General features: G+C 62.8%; 22 protein-coding genes and 1 tRNA gene. 17 read left to right on the plus strand and 6 right to left on the minus strand.

Features of this window, described 5'->3' with window-relative positions:
• Positions 1-104: 104 nt before the first annotated feature.
• Both QM467_RS11310 and QM467_RS11315 read right to left on the minus strand, forming a co-directional pair.
• Entirely contained in the window at positions 105-1,490 is a 1,386-nt protein-coding gene (locus QM467_RS11310) for an MBL fold metallo-hydrolase RNA specificity domain-containing protein (protein ID WP_283366426.1), read from the minus strand.
• Positions 1,491-1,542: 52 nt separating this feature from the next.
• Complete coding sequence (locus tag QM467_RS11315) at positions 1,543-2,508, minus strand: LOG family protein (protein WP_283366427.1); 966 nt, start codon at positions 2,506-2,508, stop codon at positions 1,543-1,545.
• Between the two features lie 103 nt (positions 2,509-2,611).
• Between QM467_RS11315 and QM467_RS11320 the strand changes: the two genes are divergently transcribed.
• The 5 genes from QM467_RS11320 (at position 2,612) to QM467_RS11340 (ending at position 6,881) form a co-directional block, all read left to right on the plus strand.
• Complete coding sequence (locus tag QM467_RS11320) at positions 2,612-3,595, plus strand: magnesium transporter CorA family protein (protein WP_283366428.1); 984 nt, start codon at positions 2,612-2,614, stop codon at positions 3,593-3,595.
• A gap of 104 nt (positions 3,596-3,699) precedes the next feature.
• Positions 3,700-4,023, plus strand: coding sequence for a hypothetical protein (locus QM467_RS11325; protein WP_283366429.1), 324 nt, complete (start codon positions 3,700-3,702; stop codon positions 4,021-4,023).
• 132 nt (positions 4,024-4,155) lie between these two features.
• Positions 4,156-4,731, plus strand: a complete 576-nt coding sequence (locus tag QM467_RS11330; RefSeq protein WP_283366430.1) for a sigma-70 family RNA polymerase sigma factor — start codon at positions 4,156-4,158, stop codon at positions 4,729-4,731.
• On the plus strand, positions 4,728-5,390 hold the full coding sequence (locus QM467_RS11335; RefSeq protein WP_283366431.1) for a hypothetical protein: 663 nt from the start codon (positions 4,728-4,730) through the stop codon (positions 5,388-5,390). The genes QM467_RS11330 and QM467_RS11335 overlap by 4 nt, the downstream gene beginning before the upstream one ends.
• Before the next feature lie 24 nt (positions 5,391-5,414).
• Positions 5,415-6,881 carry a S8 family peptidase gene (locus QM467_RS11340; protein WP_283366432.1) on the plus strand — a complete coding sequence of 489 codons (1,467 nt, stop codon included), beginning with the start codon at positions 5,415-5,417 and terminating at the stop codon, positions 6,879-6,881.
• A gap of 25 nt (positions 6,882-6,906) precedes the next feature.
• Here the strand turns inward: QM467_RS11340 and QM467_RS11345 are convergent, their stop codons facing one another.
• Positions 6,907-7,146 carry a hypothetical protein gene (locus tag QM467_RS11345; protein ID WP_283366433.1) on the minus strand — a complete coding sequence of 80 codons (240 nt, stop codon included), beginning with the start codon at positions 7,144-7,146 and terminating at the stop codon, positions 6,907-6,909.
• 371 nt (positions 7,147-7,517) lie between these two features.
• Between QM467_RS11345 and QM467_RS11350 the strand changes: the two genes are divergently transcribed.
• The 8 genes from QM467_RS11350 (at position 7,518) to QM467_RS11385 (ending at position 16,768) form a co-directional block, all read left to right on the plus strand.
• Positions 7,518-8,747 carry a tyrosine-type recombinase/integrase gene (locus QM467_RS11350; protein WP_283366434.1) on the plus strand — a complete coding sequence of 410 codons (1,230 nt, stop codon included), beginning with the start codon at positions 7,518-7,520 and terminating at the stop codon, positions 8,745-8,747.
• 156 nt (positions 8,748-8,903) lie between these two features.
• Positions 8,904-9,503, plus strand: a complete 600-nt coding sequence (locus tag QM467_RS11355; protein WP_283366435.1) for a hypothetical protein — start codon at positions 8,904-8,906, stop codon at positions 9,501-9,503.
• A gap of 108 nt (positions 9,504-9,611) precedes the next feature.
• Positions 9,612-9,806: a helix-turn-helix domain-containing protein gene (locus QM467_RS11360; RefSeq protein ID WP_283366436.1), complete on the plus strand. Its 195-nt coding sequence runs from the start codon at positions 9,612-9,614 to the stop codon at positions 9,804-9,806.
• The gene (locus tag QM467_RS11365) at positions 9,806-10,408 is read left to right on the plus strand and encodes a hypothetical protein (RefSeq protein WP_283366437.1); all 603 of its coding nucleotides are present in this window, start codon (positions 9,806-9,808) and stop codon (positions 10,406-10,408) included. Before QM467_RS11360 ends, QM467_RS11365 begins: the two co-directional genes overlap by 1 nt.
• The gene (locus QM467_RS11370) at positions 10,408-12,186 is read left to right on the plus strand and encodes a DNA polymerase (protein ID WP_283366438.1); all 1,779 of its coding nucleotides are present in this window, start codon (positions 10,408-10,410) and stop codon (positions 12,184-12,186) included. Before QM467_RS11365 ends, QM467_RS11370 begins: the two co-directional genes overlap by 1 nt.
• A 142-nt stretch (positions 12,187-12,328) precedes the next feature.
• Complete coding sequence (locus tag QM467_RS11375) at positions 12,329-12,718, plus strand: hypothetical protein (protein ID WP_283366439.1); 390 nt, start codon at positions 12,329-12,331, stop codon at positions 12,716-12,718.
• Between the two features lie 453 nt (positions 12,719-13,171).
• Positions 13,172-14,515, plus strand: coding sequence for a hypothetical protein (locus QM467_RS11380; RefSeq protein WP_283366440.1), 1,344 nt, complete (start codon positions 13,172-13,174; stop codon positions 14,513-14,515).
• A 63-nt stretch (positions 14,516-14,578) separates the two neighbouring features.
• The gene (locus tag QM467_RS11385; protein WP_283366441.1) at positions 14,579-16,768 is read left to right on the plus strand and encodes a beta strand repeat-containing protein; all 2,190 of its coding nucleotides are present in this window, start codon (positions 14,579-14,581) and stop codon (positions 16,766-16,768) included.
• A gap of 601 nt (positions 16,769-17,369) precedes the next feature.
• Here the strand turns inward: QM467_RS11385 and QM467_RS11390 are convergent.
• A complete protein-coding gene (locus QM467_RS11390; protein WP_283366442.1) occupies positions 17,370-17,816 on the minus strand; it encodes a hypothetical protein in 447 nt (148 codons plus the stop codon).
• Between the two features lie 130 nt (positions 17,817-17,946).
• Here QM467_RS11390 and QM467_RS11395 point away from each other — a divergent pair, with 130 nt between their 5' ends.
• Positions 17,947-18,351, plus strand: coding sequence for a hypothetical protein (locus tag QM467_RS11395; RefSeq protein ID WP_283366443.1), 405 nt, complete (start codon positions 17,947-17,949; stop codon positions 18,349-18,351).
• Positions 18,352-18,599: 248 nt separating this feature from the next.
• Here QM467_RS11395 and QM467_RS11400 read toward each other — a convergent pair.
• Both QM467_RS11400 and chpT read right to left on the minus strand, forming a co-directional pair.
• Positions 18,600-18,689, minus strand: a tRNA-Ser gene (locus QM467_RS11400).
• 135 nt (positions 18,690-18,824) lie between these two features.
• Positions 18,825-19,475, minus strand: coding sequence for a histidine phosphotransferase ChpT (gene chpT, locus QM467_RS11405; RefSeq protein ID WP_283366444.1), 651 nt, complete (start codon positions 19,473-19,475; stop codon positions 18,825-18,827).
• A gap of 252 nt (positions 19,476-19,727) precedes the next feature.
• On the opposite strand from chpT, the gene cysQ reads away from it, so the two are divergent.
• From cysQ to QM467_RS11420, 3 genes are all read left to right on the plus strand, one after another.
• A complete protein-coding gene (gene cysQ / locus QM467_RS11410) occupies positions 19,728-20,567 on the plus strand; it encodes a 3'(2'),5'-bisphosphate nucleotidase CysQ (RefSeq protein WP_283366445.1) in 840 nt (279 codons plus the stop codon).
• A 62-nt stretch (positions 20,568-20,629) separates the two neighbouring features.
• On the plus strand, positions 20,630-21,223 hold the full coding sequence (locus tag QM467_RS11415; protein ID WP_283366446.1) for a DUF1134 domain-containing protein: 594 nt from the start codon (positions 20,630-20,632) through the stop codon (positions 21,221-21,223).
• A 92-nt stretch (positions 21,224-21,315) separates the two neighbouring features.
• A complete protein-coding gene (locus tag QM467_RS11420) occupies positions 21,316-22,260 on the plus strand; it encodes a hypothetical protein (RefSeq protein ID WP_283366447.1) in 945 nt (314 codons plus the stop codon).
• Positions 22,261-22,264: the final 4 nt, after the last annotated feature.

Here is a 22,264-nt window from a genome sequence, read left to right on the forward strand (position 1 = left end):
TTCCGAACCGGGACAAAGCCGGCCCCCGCGTCCGAGAGATACGCAGGCCCGTTCCGCTTCGCGCGGCGCCGCGCATATAAAGGCCGCATGGCGACGAATGCGTCTCAGAGATCGAAAGTCTGCCCCAATTCAGGCAGGACGACATCCGCATCGCCGGTCTTCGCCGCGAAAGACTTCATGGCTTCCTCCTCGCCATGAACGAGAAAAGTGCGCCGCGGATTGGCCGTCCTGCGCCACGCCAGAAGTTCCGCCTGATCTGCATGGGCGGAGAAGCCGTTGATGGTGTAGATATGGGCGCGGACGGGGACGTTTTCGCCGAAAATCGTGACATGCCGCGCGCCGTCGACGATCTGGCGCGCCAAGGTGCCCTTCGCGGCGAAGCCGACGAAGATCACGCTGGAATCCGGGCGGCCGAGATTGCGCCGAAGATGATGGCGCACCCGCCCGCCCGTACACATGCCCGAGCCGGCGAGAATAACCGCGCCGCCGGAAATGGAATTGAGCGCGATGGAGTCCGCCGTCTCCCGGCAGAAATGCAGGCCGGGCGGGCCGAATGGGTCGATGCGCTCCGCGAACAGCCGCGCCGTTTCCGGCCCATAGCAGTCGGGATGTTTGCGGAAAATTTCAGTGGCCGAGATGGCCATGGGCGAATCCAGAAAGACCTGAATGGAAGGGGCCAATTTGTTCTTCTCCACGCCTTCGCGCAGGAAGAACAGCACGTCCTGCGTGCGCTCCAGAGCGAAGGTCGGGATGATCACATTGCCGCCGCGCTGGAACGCCTCGTTGAGCGCCAGATAGAATTCCTCCAGCGTCGCGGGGAGCGAACGATGGAGACGGTCGCCATAGGTCGTCTCCATGATCGCGACATCGACATTTTCGGGCGGGTCCGGATCGCGCAGCAGGGCGCCGCCATAATTGCCGATGTCTCCCGAAAACAGAATTTTTCGCGCGCCGCCCTCATCGGCTTCGATCAGCACGCTCGCCGAACCCAGAATATGGCCGGCGTCGAAGAAGGTGGCGCGAAGTCCCGGCGCCAGTTCGATTTCCTTGCGATAGGCGGCGACGCGGCCGAAACGGTCGAACACGTCCATGGCGTCGAGCAGGGAAAACAGCGGCTCGACCGGCTCATTCGCAGCGCCGCGCCGCTCATGCGGGCGGGAGCGAAACCGCGCTTCCTCCTCCTGCAGATGCGCGGCGTCGAGCAGCACAACCCGCGCCAGTTCGCGCGTCGCCGCCGTGGCTATGATCTCGCCGGTAAATCCGCGACGCGTAAGCAAGGGCAGTCGGCCGCAATGGTCGAGATGGGCGTGGGTCAGCAGCACGATGTCGATCTTCGCCGCATCGAAGCCGAAGTCGCGCGCATTTTCCTCCTCGATCTGCCGGCCGCCCTGATAGAGGCCGCAATCGATCAGGATCGTCCGGCCCGCCGCCTCCAGCATGTGGCAGGAGCCGGTGACGCCGCGATCGGCGCCGTGGAAGGACAATTTCATTGTGGCGGCTCCCGGGTAAGAGTTCGAGGCGGATCGCCTCGGGCGGCGGCTTTCAGGAAGCTTGCGCATTGCGCTCCCAGGCGATCATCGACTCGTAGATTTCCTGCGCCGTTTCGGCGAACCAGAACAGGCCCCGGTCCTCGACGTCGATCACGCCCTCGGCGACGAGGAAATCGAAATCCACCGCACGCCGCCAGAAATCCACGCCAACAAGCACGATGGGAATGGGCTTCATCACGCGCGTCTGCACGAGGTTCAGCACTTCGAACAGTTCGTCCAGCGTGCCATAGCCGCCCGGAAAGGCCACCAAAGCCCGCGCGCGCTGCATGAAGTGAAGCTTGCGCAGCGCGAAATAATGAAACTGGAAGCAAAGCTCCGGCGTGACATAGGGGTTTGGATACTGTTCGTGCGGCAGCGCGATATTGAGGCCGATGGTCTCGGCGCCGGCGTCGAAGGCACCGCGATTGGCCGCCTCCATGATCCCCGGCCCGCCGCCGGTCATCACCAGCGTCGTTGGACGTCCGTCGCCGTCATTGGCCTCGCCGATCAGCCGCCCCAGTTCGCGCGCGACCTCGTAATAGCGGCTCCCCGCGAGGATGCGCTCGGCGACATCAAGGCGAGCGGCGAGGTCGGGCGCCGCCTGCGGCCCGCCGGCGGCGGCAAGGCGCGCACCGGCCTCGTCCACCCGGCGGCGGGCCTCGGCCGGCTCGCAGATGCGCGTGCCGCCGAAGACGACGATGGTCCTCTCCACGCCATGCCGCTGCAAGGCCAGTTCCGGCTTGAGGTAATCCAGCAGCAGGCGCAGGCCGCGGGTGTCGTCGCTTTGCAGAAAATCCGGGTCCTCGCTGGCGACGCGATAGGACGGCGAGGCGATGATCCGGCCCACGCGCTCCGGCGCTTCGGGGTCTTCCTCGGACGGCTTGGGCTGGCGGCAGGGCAAGGGCTCGCGCCGCGCCAGCGGCGCAGCCGGGACGGAATTTGCGGGATCGCTGTCGGTTTCGTCCGGGATTTCGGTCAAGGTCGCGACTCGCTTGGCGGACGGGAGCGCCGCGCTTATCAATATAGTCACATTACGCGAATATCGCTCTCAGCGAGCTACCTCCCGATCATCGAAACGTCCCATGCTGAAATTCGGATCAACACATTTCCGGGGCGACGTCGAAGTCCCGCTCGAAGCGGAGAAAATTCCCCCGGAGGTGAACTGGATCGACGCCATCCGTCCCACGGCGGAGGAGATCGCATTCCTCGAGGGGAAGCTCGGCGTCAAGGTCCCAACACTGGAGCGGCTATCGGAAATCGAAACCTCCAGCCGCCTTTATACCGACCGCGGCCATCTCTTCATGTCCATGCCCATGATCGTGCATACCGAACGCGGGCTGGCGAGGACCTCGCCGCTCGGCTTCGTGCTCGGGCGGGATTTCACCTTGTCGATCCGCTTCGACCACATCAAACCCTGCGACGACCTGCACACGGCCCGGGTCTATGAAAACGGCCGCGGCGCCAGCGGGCCCAACGCTTTCATCATGCTGATCGAGAGCATCATCGATTCCATCGCCGACGAGCTGGAGCGGGTGACCGCCGAACTCGACGCCTTGTCCCAAACCATTTTCGAGCAGGGCAAGGGCGGCGACGGCGACATGAAACGCGACAACACCGTCATGAAGCGCTCGCTCGGCGCGATTTCCGGCAATGGCTATCTCACCGCCAAGGCCTCGGACACCTTGCTCGGCATTTCGCGCATGCTGGCCTTCGTCTCGGGCGAGGCGAAATATTTTCTTTCGGCCGAGGAAAGCTCCAAGCTCAAGGCGCAGGGCCGCGACGTCGCCTCTCTGATCGATTATGCGCGCTCACAGAACGACCGGCTGCAACTGCTGCTCGACGCCGCGCTGGGCCTGACCAATATCGAGCAGAACAATATTTTCCGGCTGCTGACGGTGGTTTCGGTCGTCGGCATTCCGCCGACGCTGGTGGCCAGCATGTATGGCATGAACTTCAAGAACATGCCGGAGCTCGACTGGGCCTGGGGCTATCAATGGGGCCTCGGGCTGATCCTGTGCAGCGCGCTCATCCCGGCGCTCTGGTTCAAGCGGCGCGGCTGGTGGTGAGCCGCCGGAATAATTCTTCAAAAAAGTTTTGAACCTTTCGCGCGGTCGCCGCGACCCATGGATGCAAGGCCGATGAGATGGCCTCCAACATGGGAGTTACGACAATGACCGCCACTTCTTCTTTCGCCCGCAAGAACACTTCTTCCCTCTTCAGCAAGACCATCAGCGCCCTGCTCGTCGCCGGCGCCCTCGCCACCACTTCGCTCGCCGGCGCCTCCAGCGCGCAGGCCTTCCCGTTCCACCCGCACCCTCATTTCCATCATCACTGGGGTCCGGGCTGGGGTCCGGGAATCGGCCTTGGCCTCGCCGCCGGAGCGATCGGCGCCGCCGTCGCCTATGACGCCTACGCCGCGCCCAGCTATTGCCACCTGGAACGCCGCTTCGGCCCCTATGGCGAATATCTCGGCCGCGTCCGGGTCTGCGAATGAAAGCGCATGAATGAGCCGCGAAAGGGCGGCGGGCTCGGATGAGCGCGCCGCCGCTTCGCAAGAAAGGCGCCTTGACCTTTGGGACTTCAAGCTGGAACGTTCCGCCGACAGCTGAGCTCCCTGAAGGCCCCCATGACGCAGGATGGCGCCGAAGCGTGCGACGATCCACATCTGATCCGGCGGATCGCAGAAGGCGACCGGCTGGCCATGCAAGTCCTGTTCGGGCGCCATCGCGTCCGGGTGTTCCGCTTCATCCTGCGTTTCGTGCGCGACGAGGCCGGGGCCGAGGACATCCTGGCCGAGGTCTTCCTCGACGTCTGGCGCCAGGCCGGCAAATTCGAGGGCCGCTCCAGCGTTTCGACCTGGCTGCTGTCCATCGCCCGCTTCAAGGCGCTGTCCTGCGTGCGGCAGCGCCGCGACGCGCCCTATGACGAAGAGGCTGCGGCGGAAATCGCCGACGAGGCCGACGATCCCGAGATCGAGATCGCCAAGCGCGACAAGAGCGCGGCCCTGCGGCAATGTTTGCAAAAACTCACGGTCGAGCATCGCGAGATCATCGACCTGGTCTATTACCACGAGAAATCGGTCGAGGAGGTCGCGCAGATCACCGGCGTTCCGGCCGCGACCGTCAAGACGCGCCTGTTTTACGCGCGCCAGAAATTGTCGGAAATTCTCAAACGCGCAGGCGTCGATCGAGGCTGGCCATGACCACGCGGACTCCAAATCAGGATCTGGCTGAACTCGCGCCCTTCTATGTCGCGGGCGCGCTGACGCCCGACGAGCAGGCGCGTTTCGAGGCTGCGCTGGCGCAGGATCCCGAACTGGCGCGCAATGTCGCGGCGGCCCGCGCCGAGCGCGACGAAATCCTGGCGCTGAACGAAGCCCTGCCCGCCCCCTCCGCCCGCGCCCTTGACGTCCTGTTCGCGAAGATCGACGCCGAGCCCGCGCACAAGCCGAGCCTTTGGGCGAGGCTCGATCTCGGCGGCGCGCTCGCGGGCCTGCTTTCGCCGCGCGCGCTGGGCTGGGCGACGGTGGCGGCCTGCGCCGTCATCGCCTTGCAGGCGGGCCTGCTGACCCAATCGAAACTCGCCCCCGACGCGCATTACAGCACCGCCTCCGGCCCGCAGGAGAATGTCCGCGCGGCGGGAACTTACGCACTCGTCGCCTTCGCCCCCGGCGCCAATATGGAGGCCATCGGCGCGCTGCTGGCCCAGACCGGCGCGCAGATCGTCGAAGGCCCGCGCGCGGGCGGCTTCTATCGCCTGCGCATCGGCGGAGCCGATCTCGCCCCTGCCGAGGCGCAAAGGAAACTGGACGCATTGCGTCAGGCGAACGCCCTGGTGCGCTTCGCCGCGCCAAGTCCTTGAAAGCTGTCCATCAGGAGCAAGGCCATGAGGCTGCTGGGCCAAATCTTCGCCGTTCTGGCCGCCGTCGCCCTGGTCGCCCCGGCCTCGGCGCAGACTTACGGCAATGGCATGACGCGCGGCGGCTATGGCGGCCCCATGCGCGGCGGCGGATATGGCGTGGTTCCCGGCCTGCTGCTGCCGGCCATCGCGGCGGGCGCCGCGGCGGCGGCCGCGCAGGGCGAGGAAGAGCCGCCGCCGCGCCGTCGTCACACGCCTGCGCGCCAGAAGATCGCAAGTCCCCATCCCCTGCCCCATTCCACTCCGCAAAAACCCGCGCCGAAAAAGCCGGAACGCAAGCAGATTCTGGCGGCGAGCGCGCGGCTCGATCTACCGCGCAAAGGCGAGACGCGCCTTGAGCCCAGGGAAGCGCTGGTCGTGTTCAGGTCCGGCGTCGACGATCGCCAGATCGCGGCGCTGGCCAGGCGCCAGAAGCTGGAGCCGGCGCAATTTCGCGATATCGCTTTGCTCGGCCAGCGCGTCTATCGCCTCCGCTATTTCGACGACCGCCCGCTGGAGGGCGTGTTGAAGGCGCTGGCGCGCGAACCCGCCATCGCCTCCGTCCAGCCAAATTATGTTTACGCCCTCGCTGACGACGCGCGACCTGCCGCGCCCGCGCCGCAAACCGCTGCGGAAAGCGCAGCGCCGGCCTCATACGCCTCGGCCATGCTGCATCTGCCCGAAGCGCATCGCGTCGCCGACGGCAAAGGCGTGCGCGTGGCGCTGATCGATTCCGCCATCGACCTGAATCATCCCGAAATCGCGGGTTCGGTCGTCGCACAATTCGATGTTGCCGCCGCCCCGGCCAAACCAAGCCGCCATGGCGCGGGCATGGCCGCCGCCATCGCCGGCCACAGGCAGATCGACGGCGGGGCGCCGGGCGCCGAGCTTCTTGCCGCCCGCGCCTTCGACGAGACGGGCGACGGCGCTCGCGCGGTCGGGCTGGACCTGCTTGCGGCATTGGACTGGGCGGTCGGGCAAAAGGCGCGGATCGTCAATATGAGCTTCGCCGGCCCCGCCGACCCGTTGCTGGCGAAAATGCTGGAGGCGGCGGCGGCGCGAAAGATCGTCCTCATCGCGGCGGCGGGCAATGACGGCCCCGGGGCGCCGCCGGCCTTTCCCGGCGCCGATCCCCATGTCATCGCGGTCAGCGCCGTGGACGAGCAATCGCGCCTTTATGACCGCGCCAACCGGGGCGGCTATGTCGCGCTCGCCGCGCCGGGCGTCGACGTGCTGGTCGCCGCGCCCGGCGGCGCTTATGACCTGACCAGCGGCACATCCGTCGCGTGCGCCGAGGTCAGCGGCGTCGCCGCCCTGCTGCTGGAGAAGGCTCCTAACCTCGACGGTCCGGCCATGCGGCGTCTGTTGCGCGATTCCGCTGCTGCGCTCAAGGGCGCGCCGGACGCCGGCGCCGGGCTTGCCGACGCCCAGGCCGCGCTGCAGCGCGCGCGCTAGAATTGCAATCCTGGCCGAACAGGCCTTAGCGGCCGATGGTGCGCGAATTCATATGTTCGGGGCGCGACAGGTCCCAGCCGCTGCGCTCGCGCGTTTGCGGCGCGACGGTCTTATCGCCAAGGATGGAATAGCCAATCATCAGAAGCGCGCAGAGGCCCGTGAAATAGGCCGACAGGAAATAAAAGCGATCCACCCATTCGGCGGACCGGAAATTGATCCGGGCGCCGTTCTCGCTCTTGCCGCGAAAAAATCGAAAAATGCTCATGGCGGCGATGCCGAACTCAAAACTCCGCGAAGCCAGACGGCGGATTCCGCCGCGATTTTGGCCGCGTCGGGGCTTGAACCGGATTTTCGCCCTTGGCCATTTCGTTTTGGTTAATCTGCGCGAAAGCCAAGGCCGATGCCGCGCTTTTCAGGCTGCGAGGCCGCCGGGGAGCCATTTCAGGCCCAACCAAGCCGTTTGTGGCGGAGGGAGCGTCCTCCGCATTGCTATACCGATGCGTCCGCATTCATTCGACAAAGCTGCTGATTTAAAGTAATTTTCCGTCGCAATTGTCTTCCACCGTCCTCCCTCGTTCGCTATAATCTGCGTCAGAAAGTGGGGCCGATAGTGGGGCCCAGTCGTGAGGCGGACACTTGGCAAGGGCTCGAAACAAGCTAACGGCACGGAAGGTGGCGACGCTCGCAGAACCGGGACGTCACTCAGACGGCGGCTCGCTTTATCTCGCAATAGACGGCTCCGGGGCCGCCATGCGCCGCCGCTGGCTCTTCCTCTTCAATTGTCGTGGCAAGCGACGGGAAATGGGCCTCGGCGGTTTCCCCGAGGTCTCGCTCGCCGATGCCCGCGCCCAGCGTGACTTGGCTGAACAAGCGGTCCGGGCTGGGCGGGATCCTATCGAGGAGCGCGCAGCGGCTCGGCAGGCGGAGGCCGGAAAGCCGACCTTCGGACAGATCGCCGACGCCCTGATCGAAGCAAAGGGTCCCGAATGGCGCAACGACAAGCATCGGGCGCAGTGGAAAATGACGCTCGAGGTTTACGCCGCGCCCCTTCGCACGCGTCCGGTTGACGAAATCGACACGGAAGCGGTGCTGGGGATTTTGCAACCAATTTGGCAAACGAAGCCGGAGACCGCCTCTCGGCTTCGCGGGCGTATCGAAGCCGTCTTGGACGCCGCCCGCGCCAAGGGTCATATCCCTAGAAACGAGGCCAATCCGGCGCGTTGGCGCGGTCACCTCGACAAACTCCTGCCAAAACGGACAAAACTGTCGCGCGGCCATCATGCGGCGATGGACTATGCCGACGTTCCCGGTTTCATCGCCGAACTGCGCGGGCGCGACGCCACGGCGGCGCTTTGTCTCGAATTCACTATTCTGACGGCCTGTCGCAGCGGCGAAACGCTCAATGCGCTCTGGTCAGAAATCGACATCGACAAGAAACTCTGGATGATCCCCGCCGCGCGGATGAAAGCGGCGCGCGAGCACCGCGTCCCGCTCTCCGACCGCGCCCTGGCGATCCTTGAAAATCTGGCCACGGCAAAGACGGGCGAATTCGTCTTCGGCGGCCAGAAGGCAGGCAAGCCGCTTTCGGGGATGGCGATGGAAATGGTCTTGCGCCGGATGAAGGTCGATGACGTTACTGTCCACGGCTTCCGCTCGGCGTTCCGTGACTGGGCCGGGAATGAAACGCATTTCCCGCGTGAGCTGGCCGAGGCCGCCCTTGCCCACGTCATCGGCGACAAAGCTGAGCAGGCCTATCGGCGTGGTGACGCGCTCGAAAAGCGGCGGGCGCTGATGGAGGCGTGGGCGAATTATTGTGAGCCAACGACCACCATCAATGTGATCCCGATCAAGCGCAACGAGATCTGACCAGCACAGGCGGCGACATGACCGCATCGTTCTTCATTTGTCCTGCCGCGTTTGTCACTATATCTTGGCGTCCACGCGGATAGGACAGTCGTTCCAAAAGCTGGCGCGCTTCGCCCGGGCTCTCCGCATCATAACGGCGCAAAAAAGGGGGGGGTGGTGGGAAAAAATTGGTCGGATAGGAGGTTCGGGGGCGATAGGGCGCGCGAGTTCGTCGAGTTCGTTCGGGATTGCGCCGTTTCAACACTTATCGAGGAACAACATAAAAGTTTCCTCGCGCCGAAAGACAAGGCAGATCTTTTCAGGGCGCTGGAATCGTTGCGTCCGGCGTTCGACGATCTGGAAAAGCGAATTTTCGACCCACTAAAAGATACTCAACCCGAACTCCATTCTGATGGGCGTGAATGGCTTTGGAAGTTGATGGCGGCAATCTTTAAGTTGGGCGCGCTCAGTCTTTTCCCCGCCAGCGCCAAGAACTACTTCTCACCAGAAATCGTCGGCGAGACACGCTCCACACAAGCGGCCACCGCGCGGAAGGCGAGAGCGCCAAAGGTCGAAAAACGGAGAGCCGACCTCTGCAACGCGATAATAGCCGAGGCAGCAGAGAGGGAATTGAAACTCGCGGCAGGTAACAAATTCGCAGCAAGAATTCGTCCGGGCGTTCGGAATCGCCTGGGAGCTAAAGATGGGGACGCATACCCGTCTGCGGGCACGATCAAGGCAGCTATCAGCGAGCTAAAAAAAACAACCAAGACTTAAAGAATTAGCCTCTTACAGGCCAACTCTTGAATTATTAGCCTAAACGATTGCTGACAACTGCGGCAACGTACGTACTAAAGGGGATCGCAAAAATTTGGAGGCGATCCTATGGCACTGCGTGACACTATCCAGCCCACTCAAAAACGGGCCCTTCATGTCAAAGAGGCCGCTAGCGCGTACGGCTGGTCTCGGTCCACAATTTACAAATTAATGAACGCGGGAACGCTGCGCACCGTGAAAATCGGCGGGCGTCGTTTGATTCCGCTTGACGTGCTGGAAGCGCTCATCGGGGAGGGCAAGTGATGACCAGGCGCCCTAACGAAAAGATTGAGGCCGAGGGTCACGCCGCCACGCCCGACCCCTTCGATCCTGCCTCGCTGCGCATCGACCCACAGAGCGAAGCAGCGCTCGGCGTCGAAAAGCCTCTGGTCCATGTGCGCGTCGGCAAGCCGGACCGGCAAGCGTTTTTCCGCGTGCGCCCAGACGCCGAATATCGCCTGGAAATGGCCGTGTTGGAGCTGAAGGAGGAGCGTGAAATTTACGCCGTCTTGCCCAACGTCGCCTGGGCCTTGCCTAGCGAGACGCGTATTGTCGAAATGCGGGTCGGCATCACGCGCGCGGGCACTGTCTTTCTCTGGCCAGTCCCCCTTCCAACCCCCGACGGGCGTGAAAATGCGTGGCACACTACAGCGCGCGCCGCCGCCGAATTCGCGGAAACAAAATGGACGCGCATGGTCGCGAACATGGGCGCAGGCTGCTATGACGTGACGGTTGCGTCCGCGGACATTTCGGAGCCGATTTGGTCCGCAGCCACATTTCAAGAGCTCCTGCGCGTTGCATTCGGCAACGGTCGCCTGATCGACTCTCTCGATCATCCCGTCGTCCAGCGTCTGCTGGGCAAATAATGCTCGGCGATCTCGCCGACATCTTTACCGGCCTTGGCTACCGTCGGGTCTGGTGCGTCGATTTTGAATTCGTCGCACCATCTGGCCATCCGCCAAGGCCGATTTGCATGGTCGCCAAATGCATCCTGACGGGTGAGACCATGCGGCTCTGGGGAGATCAGCTCGCCCATTGCCCGTTCGACGTCGCCGATGACGTCCTGTTTGTCGCTTATTACGCCAGCGCCGAAAGCTCTTGCTTCAACGTTCTCGGCTGGCCACATCCACGTCGCATCCTAGATCTCTTCACCGAATTCCGCTGTCTCACGAACGGCGTTGACACGCGTCACGGCAACGGCCTGATCGGCGCGCTGCTGCATTACAGTCTGCCAACCATCGGCGGCGAGGCGAAGGACGACATGCGCGCCCTCATCATGGGCGGCGGCCCTTGGTCGGATACCGAGCGCGAGCAAATCATCGCCTATTGCGAAAGCGACGTCGATGCGCTGCAGAGGCTCCTGGAAGCCATGTCGCCAGCTATCGTGGCATCTCCTCGCCGCTTCGGCCAAGCCCTGCTCAGAGGCCGCTATATGGCTGCCGCGGGCGTCGTCGAAAATCATGGAGTTCCACTCGACGTCGAGTTGCTTGAACAACTCACCCGGAATTGGGCAACGATCAAGCTCGGCCTCATCGAAGCCGTAGACGGCGATTTCGGTGTCTATGAAAATGGGCGTTTCGTCCAGGCTCGCTTCGAAGGCTATCTGGCGCGAAATCGAATTCCCTGGCCGCGGCTTGCGTCGGGAGCGCTGGCCCTCGACGATGAGACATTTCGGAAGCAGGCGCGGGCATATCCGATCATCGCCCCATTGTGCGAACTGCGCCAGGCACTCGGTCAACTGCGCCTGAACAAACTGAGCGTTGGTCCCGACGGACGCAACCGCATCCTATTGTCGGCTTTTGGGGCCCGAACCGGGCGTAACCAGCCTTCGACCAGCCGGTTCATTTTCGGCCCGTCCGTCTGGTTGCGGTCTCTGATCCGTCCAGCCAGGGGCCAGGCGCTCGCTTACGTTGACTGGTCGTCGCAGGAAATTGCCATCGCGGGCGCGCTATCGGGCGACGAGGCGCTGTGGCAAGCGTACGACTCCGGCGATCCTTACATCGCCTTCGCAAAGCAGGCAGGCCTTGTTCCGCCGGACGCCACTAAAGCGTCGCACGGCGACGTTCGCCAGGCCTGCAAATCCATTGTGCTCGGCGTCAACTACGGCATGGGACCTGAGAGCATCGCCGCTCAATCGGGGATCCACATAGATCGAGCGCGCGAGCTATTGCGCCTGCATCGCGAAACATACCGCGGGTTCTGGAATTGGGCCGACGAAAAGGTTGACCGCGCGCTCCTCGGGCTGCCGCTCGAGACGGTTTTCGGTTGGCGAATCCAATACCCGCCCGGCTGCAACGTCGCCGTCAACAGCCGCTCGATTCTCAATTGGCCGATGCAAAGTCACGGCGCCGAGATGATGCGCCTTGGCCTGGCAATGGGGATTGAAGCGGGCCTGAAAGTCTGCGCGCCGATCCATGACGCGCTCTTGCTCGAGGCTCCAATCGATGAAATCGAAGACCAAGCCGCCCGCCTTGCCGAATTCATGGGCGACGCGTCCGAACTCGTTCTCGGGCCGGGCAAACGCTGCCGCTCCGACATCAAGATCATCCGCCATCCCGACCGCTTCGACGACGAGCGGGGGACGGTCATGTTCAAACGCGTGATGAGCCTCCTCGAGGCGGTGGAGGCCGGATGCGACAGATGACGCCGCCGCCTGTCGGACGAGACCGATACCCCTATTTGGAGCGCGCCACTCCCCTATTTGGGGGCGTCCCTGGAACCTTATTTCTATATTCTATGATAGAACGAGATAGGGGAGTCCGGTGATTGGCAAATCTCGCTCTCCAATGAACGAACACGCTATCCTGGAACAGGTGCTGACGGCGGAACTGGATTGCCACGCCGAACGAGTCGATCTCGAAAAGGCCCCCGTTGCCGCGAGCCGTTACGTCCCCAAAATCCCTGTCGCGATCATAGAGTGCGTTGAACAAGCGGGAGCCATGACAGCCATGGGGCTCATCTTGGCGATCCACCGGCAATTGGCGATGCGAAAGAGCGACTCGACGCCGCTCAATGCCGCGATCTGGAAAGCCGCAGGGTCGCCGTCGAAGAAACGTCGGGAAGTGATATTGCGGAACCTAGCCAAGGTGCCCGACGTCTTCGTCCTTCAGCAAGAGCGCAGTCAGCAGGGGCATTATCGTGTCGGGCGAGGTGAGCTTTGGACGAATGGCAGATGATAGTTGTCGGACGTCATGGGTTCTGGTTTCTGGGCTAAGCGTCGATTATCAGCGTGATGCCGACTGCCGATATTGCCACACGCGCGCGAAGGCGTCTCTATCACAGCGAACAGGACTCAGGTGACGCCTGGATCGGTGGTCAATGTCGGCGGATTGTTACCTGACCGGGCAATTTCGTTCGTCCGCCTTCGGCTCGAAGCCGTCATTCGCCGGTGGACCGCCAATGGCGGAAAAGCTGGCCAAATTCCAGACTTCGACGGCGATACTTAGAAGCGGGGGGCCGCTCTTCACGAAAGCGTTACTAAGGATGAACTTGAACCAAATCAATGCCAGAAAATCATAGTTGTGATTTTAGTAAAAATTGAACTCGGAAAATAAACGGGAACTATCCGGGCTTAATTTTTCTTAGCTCGAACGTCCGGCGATCTCCCCTAAAATAGGTAGGAGACTGAGATGACGATTTTCCAAGGCCAGGACAATCTCGACAACGCGCCGTTCTTCGGCGACGGGAATCTCACCGCCACCCGCGGCGTGGGCGGAAACGATGACCTCGCCGGCGGCAACGCCACATCGTTTGGTCTCAGCGCTTCAAATATCCTGTTCGGCGATTGGTATAAGATGGTCGGCGTTGCTCATGGCGGCGACGATGTTCTGACGGGAGGGTACGCCTATGGCGGCGGCAGCGCCTCGAACATTCTCTATGGCGACGCTTACGAAATGTCGGGAAACACCAAGGGTGGCGATGACATTCTGAGCGGCGGGTACGGCGCTCGGGGTGGCAGCGCCTCCAACATCCTCTATGGCGACGCCTACGAGATGTCGGGAAACGCCAAGGGCGGCGACGACACCCTGATAGGCGGCGGGGCTGGATCTTCATTGCCGGGGGCTGGCAACGCAGACAACGTGCTCTATGGCGACGCCAACCTTATGTCCGGCAACGCCAAGGGTGGTAACGATGCCCTGACAGGCGGAACGAACGCGTCCAACACCCTCTATGGCGACGGGTATGGCATGTCCGGCAGCGCCAAGGGCGGCAACGACACCCTAGTCGGCGGCTTTGGCTATCAGAGAATTTCAGACAACGTGCTCTACGGCGACGCATACAGCATGGCTGGCTCAGCGAGGGGCGGCGACGACAACCTGACCGGCGGGAATGGCTCCGGGAGCTCATCGTTCGGTGGCCGGGCGAACAACACGCTCTACGGCGACGCGTACGACATGTCCGGTGCCGCCAGAGGCGGCAACGACAACCTGGTTGGCGGAAGCAGTGGCCGAGGTTCCGCAAACAACGCTCTCTACGGCGACGCTTACAATATGGCTGACGCCACTCATGGCGGCAACGACACCCTGAGTGGGGGGGACAAGCTGTCGTCGGGTTATGGACCACTCTTGAACAGTCTTTACGGAGATGCGGAAACCTTGTCCGGCTCGGCCAAGGGCGGGGATGATATTCTTTATGCTGGAAGGTCAAGTTACGGGACGGTCGTCAACGACATGTGGGGTGACGGACAATTGAGCGGCTGCGCCCAAGGCGGTCAAGATTTGTTCGTCTTCAAAGACGAAGGTTCTTTGACAGTCGGGACCCAGAACAGCATCGAGGATTTCAGTCAGGCGCAGCATGACATGATCGAATTCGCGAGCGTGTTCAACGGTGCGGATAAGATCGATCAGTTCTCTGATCTCAACATTAGCTACAACGTGTTGAGCGCGACCGCCACGATCACGGCAGGAAACGACCAGGTAACGTTGAAGAACTTTACAGGCGCATTAACGGCGAGTGATTTTTCGTTTGCCTGACTGGGCTTACCGGGCTGAGCCGCCACTTCAAAGGCGCTCATGCCAGACCAACTGGAGGGTGTTATGTCCAAGAACAAATACCTCGTCGGTATTGATAATTCGAACAACACACTCTTCGGCGACAGTAATGATACGGTCGTCAGCGGCCATGGGGGCAATGACACGCTCATCGGCGGCAATAGGACCGCCGGGGGTGGCTTTATGTCCAACTCTCTCTATGGCGATTGGTACGCCATGTCCGGGTCCGCCAAGGGTGGCAACGATAAGTTGACCGGAGGAAATAACAGCGGCGATGACGCTGTCAGCCTCATCAACTACCTCTATGGCGACGCGTACACCATGACCGAGACCGCCAAGGGCGGCAACGATACGTTGAGCGGCGGCGACAGCACCGGTGCCTATAGCTATCTGACGAACTATCTTGTTGGTGATGCATACGCGATGTCCGGGTCGGCCACGGGCGGCAACGATAAGTTGTTCGGCGGAGACGCCGGCATAAATGGTGTGGCGAATAACAATCTCTATGGTGTGGCGAATAATAATCTGTTTGGCGATGCGTACACGATGACAGAAGCCTCCAAGGGCGGCAACGATACGCTGACGGGAGGAAACAACAACGGTGGCGGGACCTCGGTGAACGGTCTCTATGGCGATGCACGCACCATGTCCGGGTCCGCCAAGGGCGGCAACGATAGGTTGATCGGCGGCGACAACAGCGGCGCCGGCATTCTCTACAACCATCTCTATGGCGATGCAGCCGCCATGAACGATTCCGCCAGGGGCGGCAACGACCAGTTGATCGGCGGCAACAACAGTGGCGCGGGCAGCCTGGAGAACAATATCTCTGGCGACGCAGACGTCATGTACGTTTCCGCCCAAGGCGGAAATGACATAATGATCGGCGGAAACAACAGCGGCGCCGGCAGTGTCTATAACAACCTTAGTGGCGACGCCGACACTATGTACGGCTCGCCCCAGGGGGGCGACGACAAGTTGATCGGCGGCAACAACAGCGGAAGCGGCTCTCTCTACAACTATCTCTATGGCGACGCAGCCGTCATGAACGATTCCGCCAGGGGCGGCAACGACCAGTTGATCGGCGGCGACAACAGCGGTAGCGGCTCTCTCAAGAACTATCTCTATGGCGACGCATCCGCCATCAGCGGCGGGTCCGCAGTAACGGGCGGCGACGATAAGTTGACGGGAGGCAACGCCAGCGGAAGCGGCTCTCTCTACAACTATCTCTATGGCGACGAACGCAGTATGCACGGCTCCCGCAAGGGCGGCAATGACAAACTGATCGGCGGCGACAACACCTTCGCCGGTGGCCATATCGAGAACTATCTCTATGGTGATGCATACACCATGTCCGAATCCGCCACGGGCGGAGACGATACCCTAACTGGCGGAGCTGCCATTACCAGTGGCTATGTCCTGAACTTTTTCTTTGGAGATGCATACTCCATGTCCGGGTCCGCAAAAGGCGGCGACGATAAGTTGATCGGCGGCGACAACATTGGTGCCGGCGCCACGCCGCCACTTTCTGACCGAATGCAGAACGCAATGTTTGGCGATGCATTGACAATGTCGGGGTCTTCCGCGGGGGGCAACGATACCCTGGTCGGCGGAGACAGCCGCAGCGGTGACCGGGCGGACAACACACTCTACGGCGATGCAATTGCCATGTCCGGGTCGGCGAAGGGCGGCAACGACAAATTAATCGGCGGAGATGGCAGTAGCGGCAGTGTCTATCTCACGAACGTTCTCTATGGCGACGCAATCGACATGTCCGATCAGTCCCATGCAGGCGACGATACGCTGATCGGCGGCGACTCCAAAGGAGCCGGGACTGTCAACAATGTTCTCTATGGTGATGGGCAGACTGCAGGCACCAGTGTTGGCGGCGGCAACGACACCCTGTTTGCTGGGACCGCCATAACCGGCGGCACAGTCTACAACGACATGTGGGGCGATTTCGGATCAATGTCGGGAAACGCAAGCGGGGGCAAGGATCTGTTTGTCTTTGAGGACAGTTGCTCCATGACGGTCGGAATCTACAATAACATCTATGACTTCAGCCAAGTACAAGGCGACCAGATCGAGTTCAGCCATGTGGCGGGCGTCGGGTCATTTGCTGATTTGCTCATCACTCAAAGCGGCGCGGACACGATCATTACCGCAGGGACTGATCAACTCACACTGTTGGGCGTCACGGCGACGACGCTGGTGGCGGGCGACTTCAAGTTCGCTTGAACCGCACCCGGGTGATTAAGGGTTTTGCAAGGGGCGTCTGCTCCTTGACGCCAATGGCTCTCGGTTCCCCGCCGCTCCATCGAGCGGCGGGGCTGAACGGGGGGCTGAGTGAAGCGACGCCGCTTATGGATCTGCCGACGAGGGCGCGCAATGACCCTTATTCAGCGGTTCCACGGCCATCGCCTGGATGACATCGCGCTCCGCTTCAAACATTCGGTCATCTGATCGGCAGGGGGTACGAAACTGTTCGGAGCCAAGGACGATTCCCTCGCAAGCGCCATATCCGGATCATCGAATGATGCACGCCTCACAATGTCTGGGGGGCAGTTGCAACGCCAAGGCGGCTGTCCCGGGGGTATTTACGGCAACGGAGTGATCCAGTCGGCACCCGCCTGGCCTGCCCCCTTAAAAATTGCCATCAATGAAGGATGGCTTTTGAAATGCGATGTGGACTTGAGATCCGACCAACCGTCAACGTCCGCTAAGGGACAAGGCGGGCAGAATCTGCGATGACCCCTTTCCGCCGCCAGCGGACTTTGTTTCACGCGCCATCGGCTGCCAATTACGTCTGATTTGACTCCGGATTAGGCTGCGGCCCAGATCACCGCGCCAACTTTGACGACGGCGTCAATCCGAGCAGCGCGACGACCGACCGCGCCTCAACATCGTCCAGCATCTGACGAACCGCCGCCTCCTGCCGCGCAATCTCGTCGGCGCTCTCACTGTCGCCGCCGCCGCGCAGTTTGTTGAGCGACCATTTTTCTGGATGACGACAGGCCATCCAATATTGCGCCGCCTTCAAATCCGCCTCGACGGCCTCATCGTATTCGACGATCTCCACGGACTTATCGACAACCATGGGCCGCGCCCGTCGAACAGTTCGCCGCTGGGTCAGCTCGTACAAAGACGAAATCACGGGCGCGTCAGCTATGTCTTTGCCTGCATGGATCGCCGCCTTAAATTCGGGGAATTTCCGCTTCCAAAGGGTCAGCGTCGATTCACTGATCCCGAGCGCCGTCGCGATCCGCTGGTCGTCGAGGCCGATCAAAGCCAACCGACGCGCCAGTTCGCAATGCTCCGGGGTGACGACGCCACGTTCTGACATCGGCAGCAGCGGATCGCGGGGCTTTGTCTTTGAGCCCTTGGGTCGCCCTTCCGCCTTCGTTGTTCGCGCGGCCATGTCAGTCGTCTCCAACCCACGGCGGGCGGTGATACATATTGACGCCCTGCGCGCTCAAAATCTCGCCGACAGCCTCGTCGATGGCGTTCCGCGAACAGCCGTTCGTGCACCAGAAAGCCACGGCGCCAGAATCTTCGACATCGCGAATGAGCAAGGCATCGGTTCCGCCGCAGACAGGGCAACGCCGTACGCCCTGCGCTTGCCATTCACCGCCCAACAACTCCGTCGTCTCGCGAGCGTCGCATCGGGCCGCGGCCCGACATTTCAATTTTTCGATGATGTTTTGGGCATGCGTTTTCATGCCAAGAACATAACAAAAACAAAGAACTTTGGCGATATTGGAACCGCGTTTTGTTCGCAGTCGTGTGGCGCGTATCTCGCGCGTCCTGTCCCGCTTCGGTAGACGCGCATCCGTCTAGGCAGGGCAATGGCTGCCGGAAACGCAGCGGTAGCTCAGCAATTGATTGGCGGTTCGGTGGGTATCGGGACAGCTCTGCCGGAGCAACTTCCACACGAGCCTAGGCGCGAAGGACTGTTCGCCCCTGTCCATGGCGAGCCGCTCAAATCTCACGCCTAAAGTGGGGCCTAAAGTGGGGCCGCATACAGTGGTGCAAAAAATATCTTTTTGTATCAGCTAGGTATAGGCTTGGCTGGCGGAGGGAGCGGGATTCGAACCCGCGATACGGTTTCCCGTATACACACTTTCCAGGCGTGCGCCTTCAACCACTCGGCCACCCCTCCATTCGCATTTCCGGGGGCGGAACTCCCCGACGAATTTCGCGTCTTTATAACCGCCTGTCGCGCCAACGCAAGGCGAAGACGCCGCCTTTCGCAAAACTTTCACCGGGAACGCGGCTCGTCCCTCCGCGCCCAGCCTTACTCGGCGGCGGCGGTCGAAGCCTTGAAGGTCACGTCGTCGCTGCTGGCCGTGACCTGCACGGCCATGCCGCAGGAGCGCGCGACCAGGCCGGTGAAATAGGGCTGGATGCCATGGGCGTCCACGGACCCGCTTTCCGAGCGGCCTTCGAGCAGATCGGCGACATGGCTGGCCAGCTTGAGATTCGGACCCTTGACAGTGACGTCGATGCGGGCGTCGTCGCCTTCGCCTTCAATGACCACATGCATCACGCCGCCGCGCGGGATGCAGGCCGCCGCGATCAGGCAGAGATTGAGCGCGAGCTTAACCTTGTTCTTCGGCATGAAGACCCGGGGCGCGTCCCAGATCAGCTGGGTGCGTTCGTCGGCGAACAGGCCGCGGGCCACCTTTTCGGCGTCGCCGGTGTCAATGGAGGCGCCCGCCGAGCCGGCGGCGCCGAACGCGAGACGGCAGAATTGCAGCCGCGCCGAAGCGGTCCTGGCGCTCTTGCGGATCAGGTCGAGCGCGAATTCGCGCATGCCCTCGTCCTTGTCTTCCTCCAGGACCTCCAGTCCGTTGACGATGGCGCCGACGGGGCTGATCACGTCATGACAGACGCGCGAGGCCAGGAGGGCGGCGAGATCGAGTGGTTCGAGCGCGAGAATGTTCATGAGAAGGTTCCGGTCTGGTCAAACGAATCAGCTGCGGTTAAGGCGCGGGCGCGACAAGAGTCTAGCCCGATTTCGGCTTCCCTTGAACCCGGATGTTCGGGCCGCGCGGCGGCTGCGGCGGAGGCGGACGGCGAATACAGGTGAAAGAGATAGACGAAAGAGGCTGGGCGCCGTGGACAGGAAGGCCTTTCGCGGGCGCCTGCCCCAGCTTATGTAGGGGATTGGTTAGCGCGAGGTTAGCGGCGGGAAACCATGACGGATCGATTGCAGGATGACGACGCCCTGGCGGAAATTTTCGCCTTTCTCGCCCTCAAGGCGGGCGCCGCCATCATGCGCGTCCGCGCGTCGGGCGCCCGGGCGCGAATCAAGAGCGATTCGAGTCCGGTCTGTGACGCCGACCTTCTCGCCGAGGAAATCATTCTCGAGGGCCTGGTGCGCCTGGCGCCGCGTTTTCCAATCGTCGCGGAAGAACTTTGCGCAAGCGGAGGAACGCCGGAAATCGACAGGGGCCCGTTCTTCCTGGTCGATCCGCTCGACGGCACCCGGGAATTTCTGGAGGGGCGCGACTGTTTCTCGGTCAATATCGCCCTGATCCGCAATGGCGCGCCTGCGGTAGGCGCTGTCTACGCGCCCGCGCGCGGCGAAATGTTCGTCGCAGGCAGCCGCGCCTGGACCTTTGTCGCCGAACCGGGCGGCGGCATGCCGCCCCGCGCCGAATGGCGAGAGCTGCATGTACGGCCCATGCCCGAGCGCGATGCCGTCGCCGTGGCGAGCCGAAGCCATCTCGACACGGGAACCAAGCGTTTCCTGGGGCGCCTGACTGTCAGGGACATCGTCCCGCTCGGCTCGTCGCTGAAATTTTGCCTCCTCGCCGCGGGCGAGGCCGATGTCTATCCACGCTTCGGCCCCACCATGGAATGGGACACGGCCGCCGGCGACGCCGTGCTGCGCCGCGCGGGCGGCGTGGTGCTCGACCTCTCCGGCGCGCCCGCCGTCTATGGCAAGGCGGCGCGCGAATTCGCCAATGGCCCCTTCATCGCCTGGGGCGACCCCTCGGCGGCGGCGCGTTTCCGGGCGAGCGGCGTCTGTTAATGAACGGTTCAGCCTGAGCCGCGATAATCCGGCGCTCGAACCAAGCCTGAGAGAGCATGGCCATGAACAGCATGTCGCGGCGCGCCCTCTGCCAGAGACTCGGGCTTGGCGTCTTCGCCGCCCTATCCGGGGCCGCGGGCGGATCTGGTCCCGCTTTGGCCGAAGAGCGGCCGATTCCCTATACCGACAATGAACTGATCGACAACGGCCACCGCTTTTTCGGCTCGCTCTCGCGCGGACTGGCCGAAGCGATCCAGTCGGCGACCAAGCGCTGGGGCCAGCCCAACGCCTATGTGCTCGGCCAGGAGGCGGGCGGCGCCTTTGTCGGCGGCCTGCGCTTTGGCGAGGGCTCGATGTACACGCGCAACGCCGGCGATCGCCGCGTGTTCTGGCAGGGGCCGTCGCTGGGCCTCGATTATGGCGCGGATGGCGACCGCACCATGATGCTCATCTATAACCTGCCCTCGACCGAGGCCCTGTACCAGCGTTTCGTCGGCGTCGACGGCTCGGCCTATCTGGTCGGCGGCTTCGGCGTCACCGCCTTGACGGCCAATGGCGTGACCGTTGTTCCCATCCGCACCGGCGTCGGCGCCCGGCTCGGCATCAACATCGGCTATCTGAAATTCACCGAACACCCCACCTGGAATCCGTTCTGACCCCGCCGCCGCTTTGCAATGCGGCGGCAAAAGTGGCAGTGTGAGCCGGTTTTCGGGCGCATTCGCGGGCGCCGTTTCACAGGGCGGGACCCTTGGTCGAACAGATCGTCGATTTCGCGTTGGGCTTTGTCATTTGCGGCCTCATCGGCCTGGCCTTTCTGCCCGTCGTCTCCGCGCGCGCGCGGCGGCTGACCTTGGCGCGGGTCGAATCGCGCCTGCCGATGACTTTCGACGAGATTGAAGCCGACCGTGATCTGTTGCGCGCGCGCTTCGCCGCCGAGAACCGCGCCCTCGAACTCAAGGCGGCGGAAGCGCGCGACGGGCGCGCCGCCGACGCCGCGGAGTTGGGGCGTCGCGCTGTGGCCCTCATGCGGACCACCGAACAGCTGGAGCAGACGACCGCGCTGCTGAACGAGCGCAATTCCCAGCTCGCCAAATCCCTGGAGTTCGGCGAAAAAACGCAGGCTGCGCTCGATGAAACGCGCGAAACGCTGGCCCAGCGCCAGTCCGACCTGACCGCCCTTCATGGCGAGTTCGACAAGCTGGCCGAAGAACGCCGCCGGCTCGACAACCGCGTCAGCGAACTGGAGACCGCCCTGGAAACGGCGGGCGGCAATCTTCAGGACGCGCGCGAACGTCTGGCCGCCGTCGAAGCGGCGCGGCGGGAGATCGCGTCTCAGGTCGAGGAGCTATCCAGCCGCAACAACGCCATGGCGGCGGATCTCGCCGAGGCCGAGCGGCGCTCGGCCGATTTCGATGCGCGCCGCGCGCGGATGCTGGCAAAAATCGCGGCCGAGCGGAAGCGCGGCGAGGAAATGGAGAGCGCCAATCTCGACCTGCGGCGCCGGCTGATCGAACGCCCGGAGGCTTTGCATTCCGGCGAGACGGCGGCGCCCAACGATTCGGGCGAGCTGGACGGCCCGCACGCCAACGGCGCGCCGGCCTCGCCCAGCGCGGAGCAGGAATTGCTGGACTTGCGCGAGGCCATCTCGCGCCTTGGGCGTCAGCTCGCGCAGATGGAGCGCGTCGAGGACTAGATAT

The organism is Rhodoblastus sp. 17X3 (genome assembly GCF_030056575.1).
Taxonomy (GTDB): Bacteria; Pseudomonadota; Alphaproteobacteria; order Rhizobiales; family Beijerinckiaceae; genus Rhodoblastus.

Bases quoted from the DNA above. Each gene is read 5' to 3' on its own strand.
- QM467_RS11375 (WP_283366439.1), top strand. From the start codon at position 12,329: ATGAACGAACACGCTATCCTGGAACAGGTGCTGACGGCGGAACTGGAT.
- QM467_RS11345 (WP_283366433.1), bottom strand. From the start codon at position 7,146: ATGAGCATTTTTCGATTTTTTCGCGGCAAGAGCGAGAACGGCGCCCGG.
- QM467_RS11335 (WP_283366431.1), top strand. From the start codon at position 4,728: ATGACCACGCGGACTCCAAATCAGGATCTGGCTGAACTCGCGCCCTTC.
- QM467_RS11360 (WP_283366436.1), top strand. From the start codon at position 9,612: ATGGCACTGCGTGACACTATCCAGCCCACTCAAAAACGGGCCCTTCAT.
- QM467_RS11325 (WP_283366429.1), top strand. From the start codon at position 3,700: ATGACCGCCACTTCTTCTTTCGCCCGCAAGAACACTTCTTCCCTCTTC.
- QM467_RS11380 (WP_283366440.1), top strand. From the start codon at position 13,172: ATGACGATTTTCCAAGGCCAGGACAATCTCGACAACGCGCCGTTCTTC.
- QM467_RS11310 (WP_283366426.1), bottom strand. From the start codon at position 1,490: ATGAAATTGTCCTTCCACGGCGCCGATCGCGGCGTCACCGGCTCCTGC.
- QM467_RS11330 (WP_283366430.1), top strand. From the start codon at position 4,156: ATGACGCAGGATGGCGCCGAAGCGTGCGACGATCCACATCTGATCCGG.
- QM467_RS11370 (WP_283366438.1), top strand. From the start codon at position 10,408: ATGCTCGGCGATCTCGCCGACATCTTTACCGGCCTTGGCTACCGTCGG.
- QM467_RS11415 (WP_283366446.1), top strand. From the start codon at position 20,630: ATGAACAGCATGTCGCGGCGCGCCCTCTGCCAGAGACTCGGGCTTGGC.
- QM467_RS11395 (WP_283366443.1), top strand. From the start codon at position 17,947: ATGTCAGTCGTCTCCAACCCACGGCGGGCGGTGATACATATTGACGCC.
- QM467_RS11385 (WP_283366441.1), top strand. From the start codon at position 14,579: ATGTCCAAGAACAAATACCTCGTCGGTATTGATAATTCGAACAACACA.
- cysQ (WP_283366445.1), top strand. From the start codon at position 19,728: ATGACGGATCGATTGCAGGATGACGACGCCCTGGCGGAAATTTTCGCC.
- chpT (WP_283366444.1), bottom strand. From the start codon at position 19,475: ATGAACATTCTCGCGCTCGAACCACTCGATCTCGCCGCCCTCCTGGCC.
- QM467_RS11365 (WP_283366437.1), top strand. From the start codon at position 9,806: ATGACCAGGCGCCCTAACGAAAAGATTGAGGCCGAGGGTCACGCCGCC.
- QM467_RS11320 (WP_283366428.1), top strand. From the start codon at position 2,612: ATGCTGAAATTCGGATCAACACATTTCCGGGGCGACGTCGAAGTCCCG.
- QM467_RS11340 (WP_283366432.1), top strand. From the start codon at position 5,415: ATGAGGCTGCTGGGCCAAATCTTCGCCGTTCTGGCCGCCGTCGCCCTG.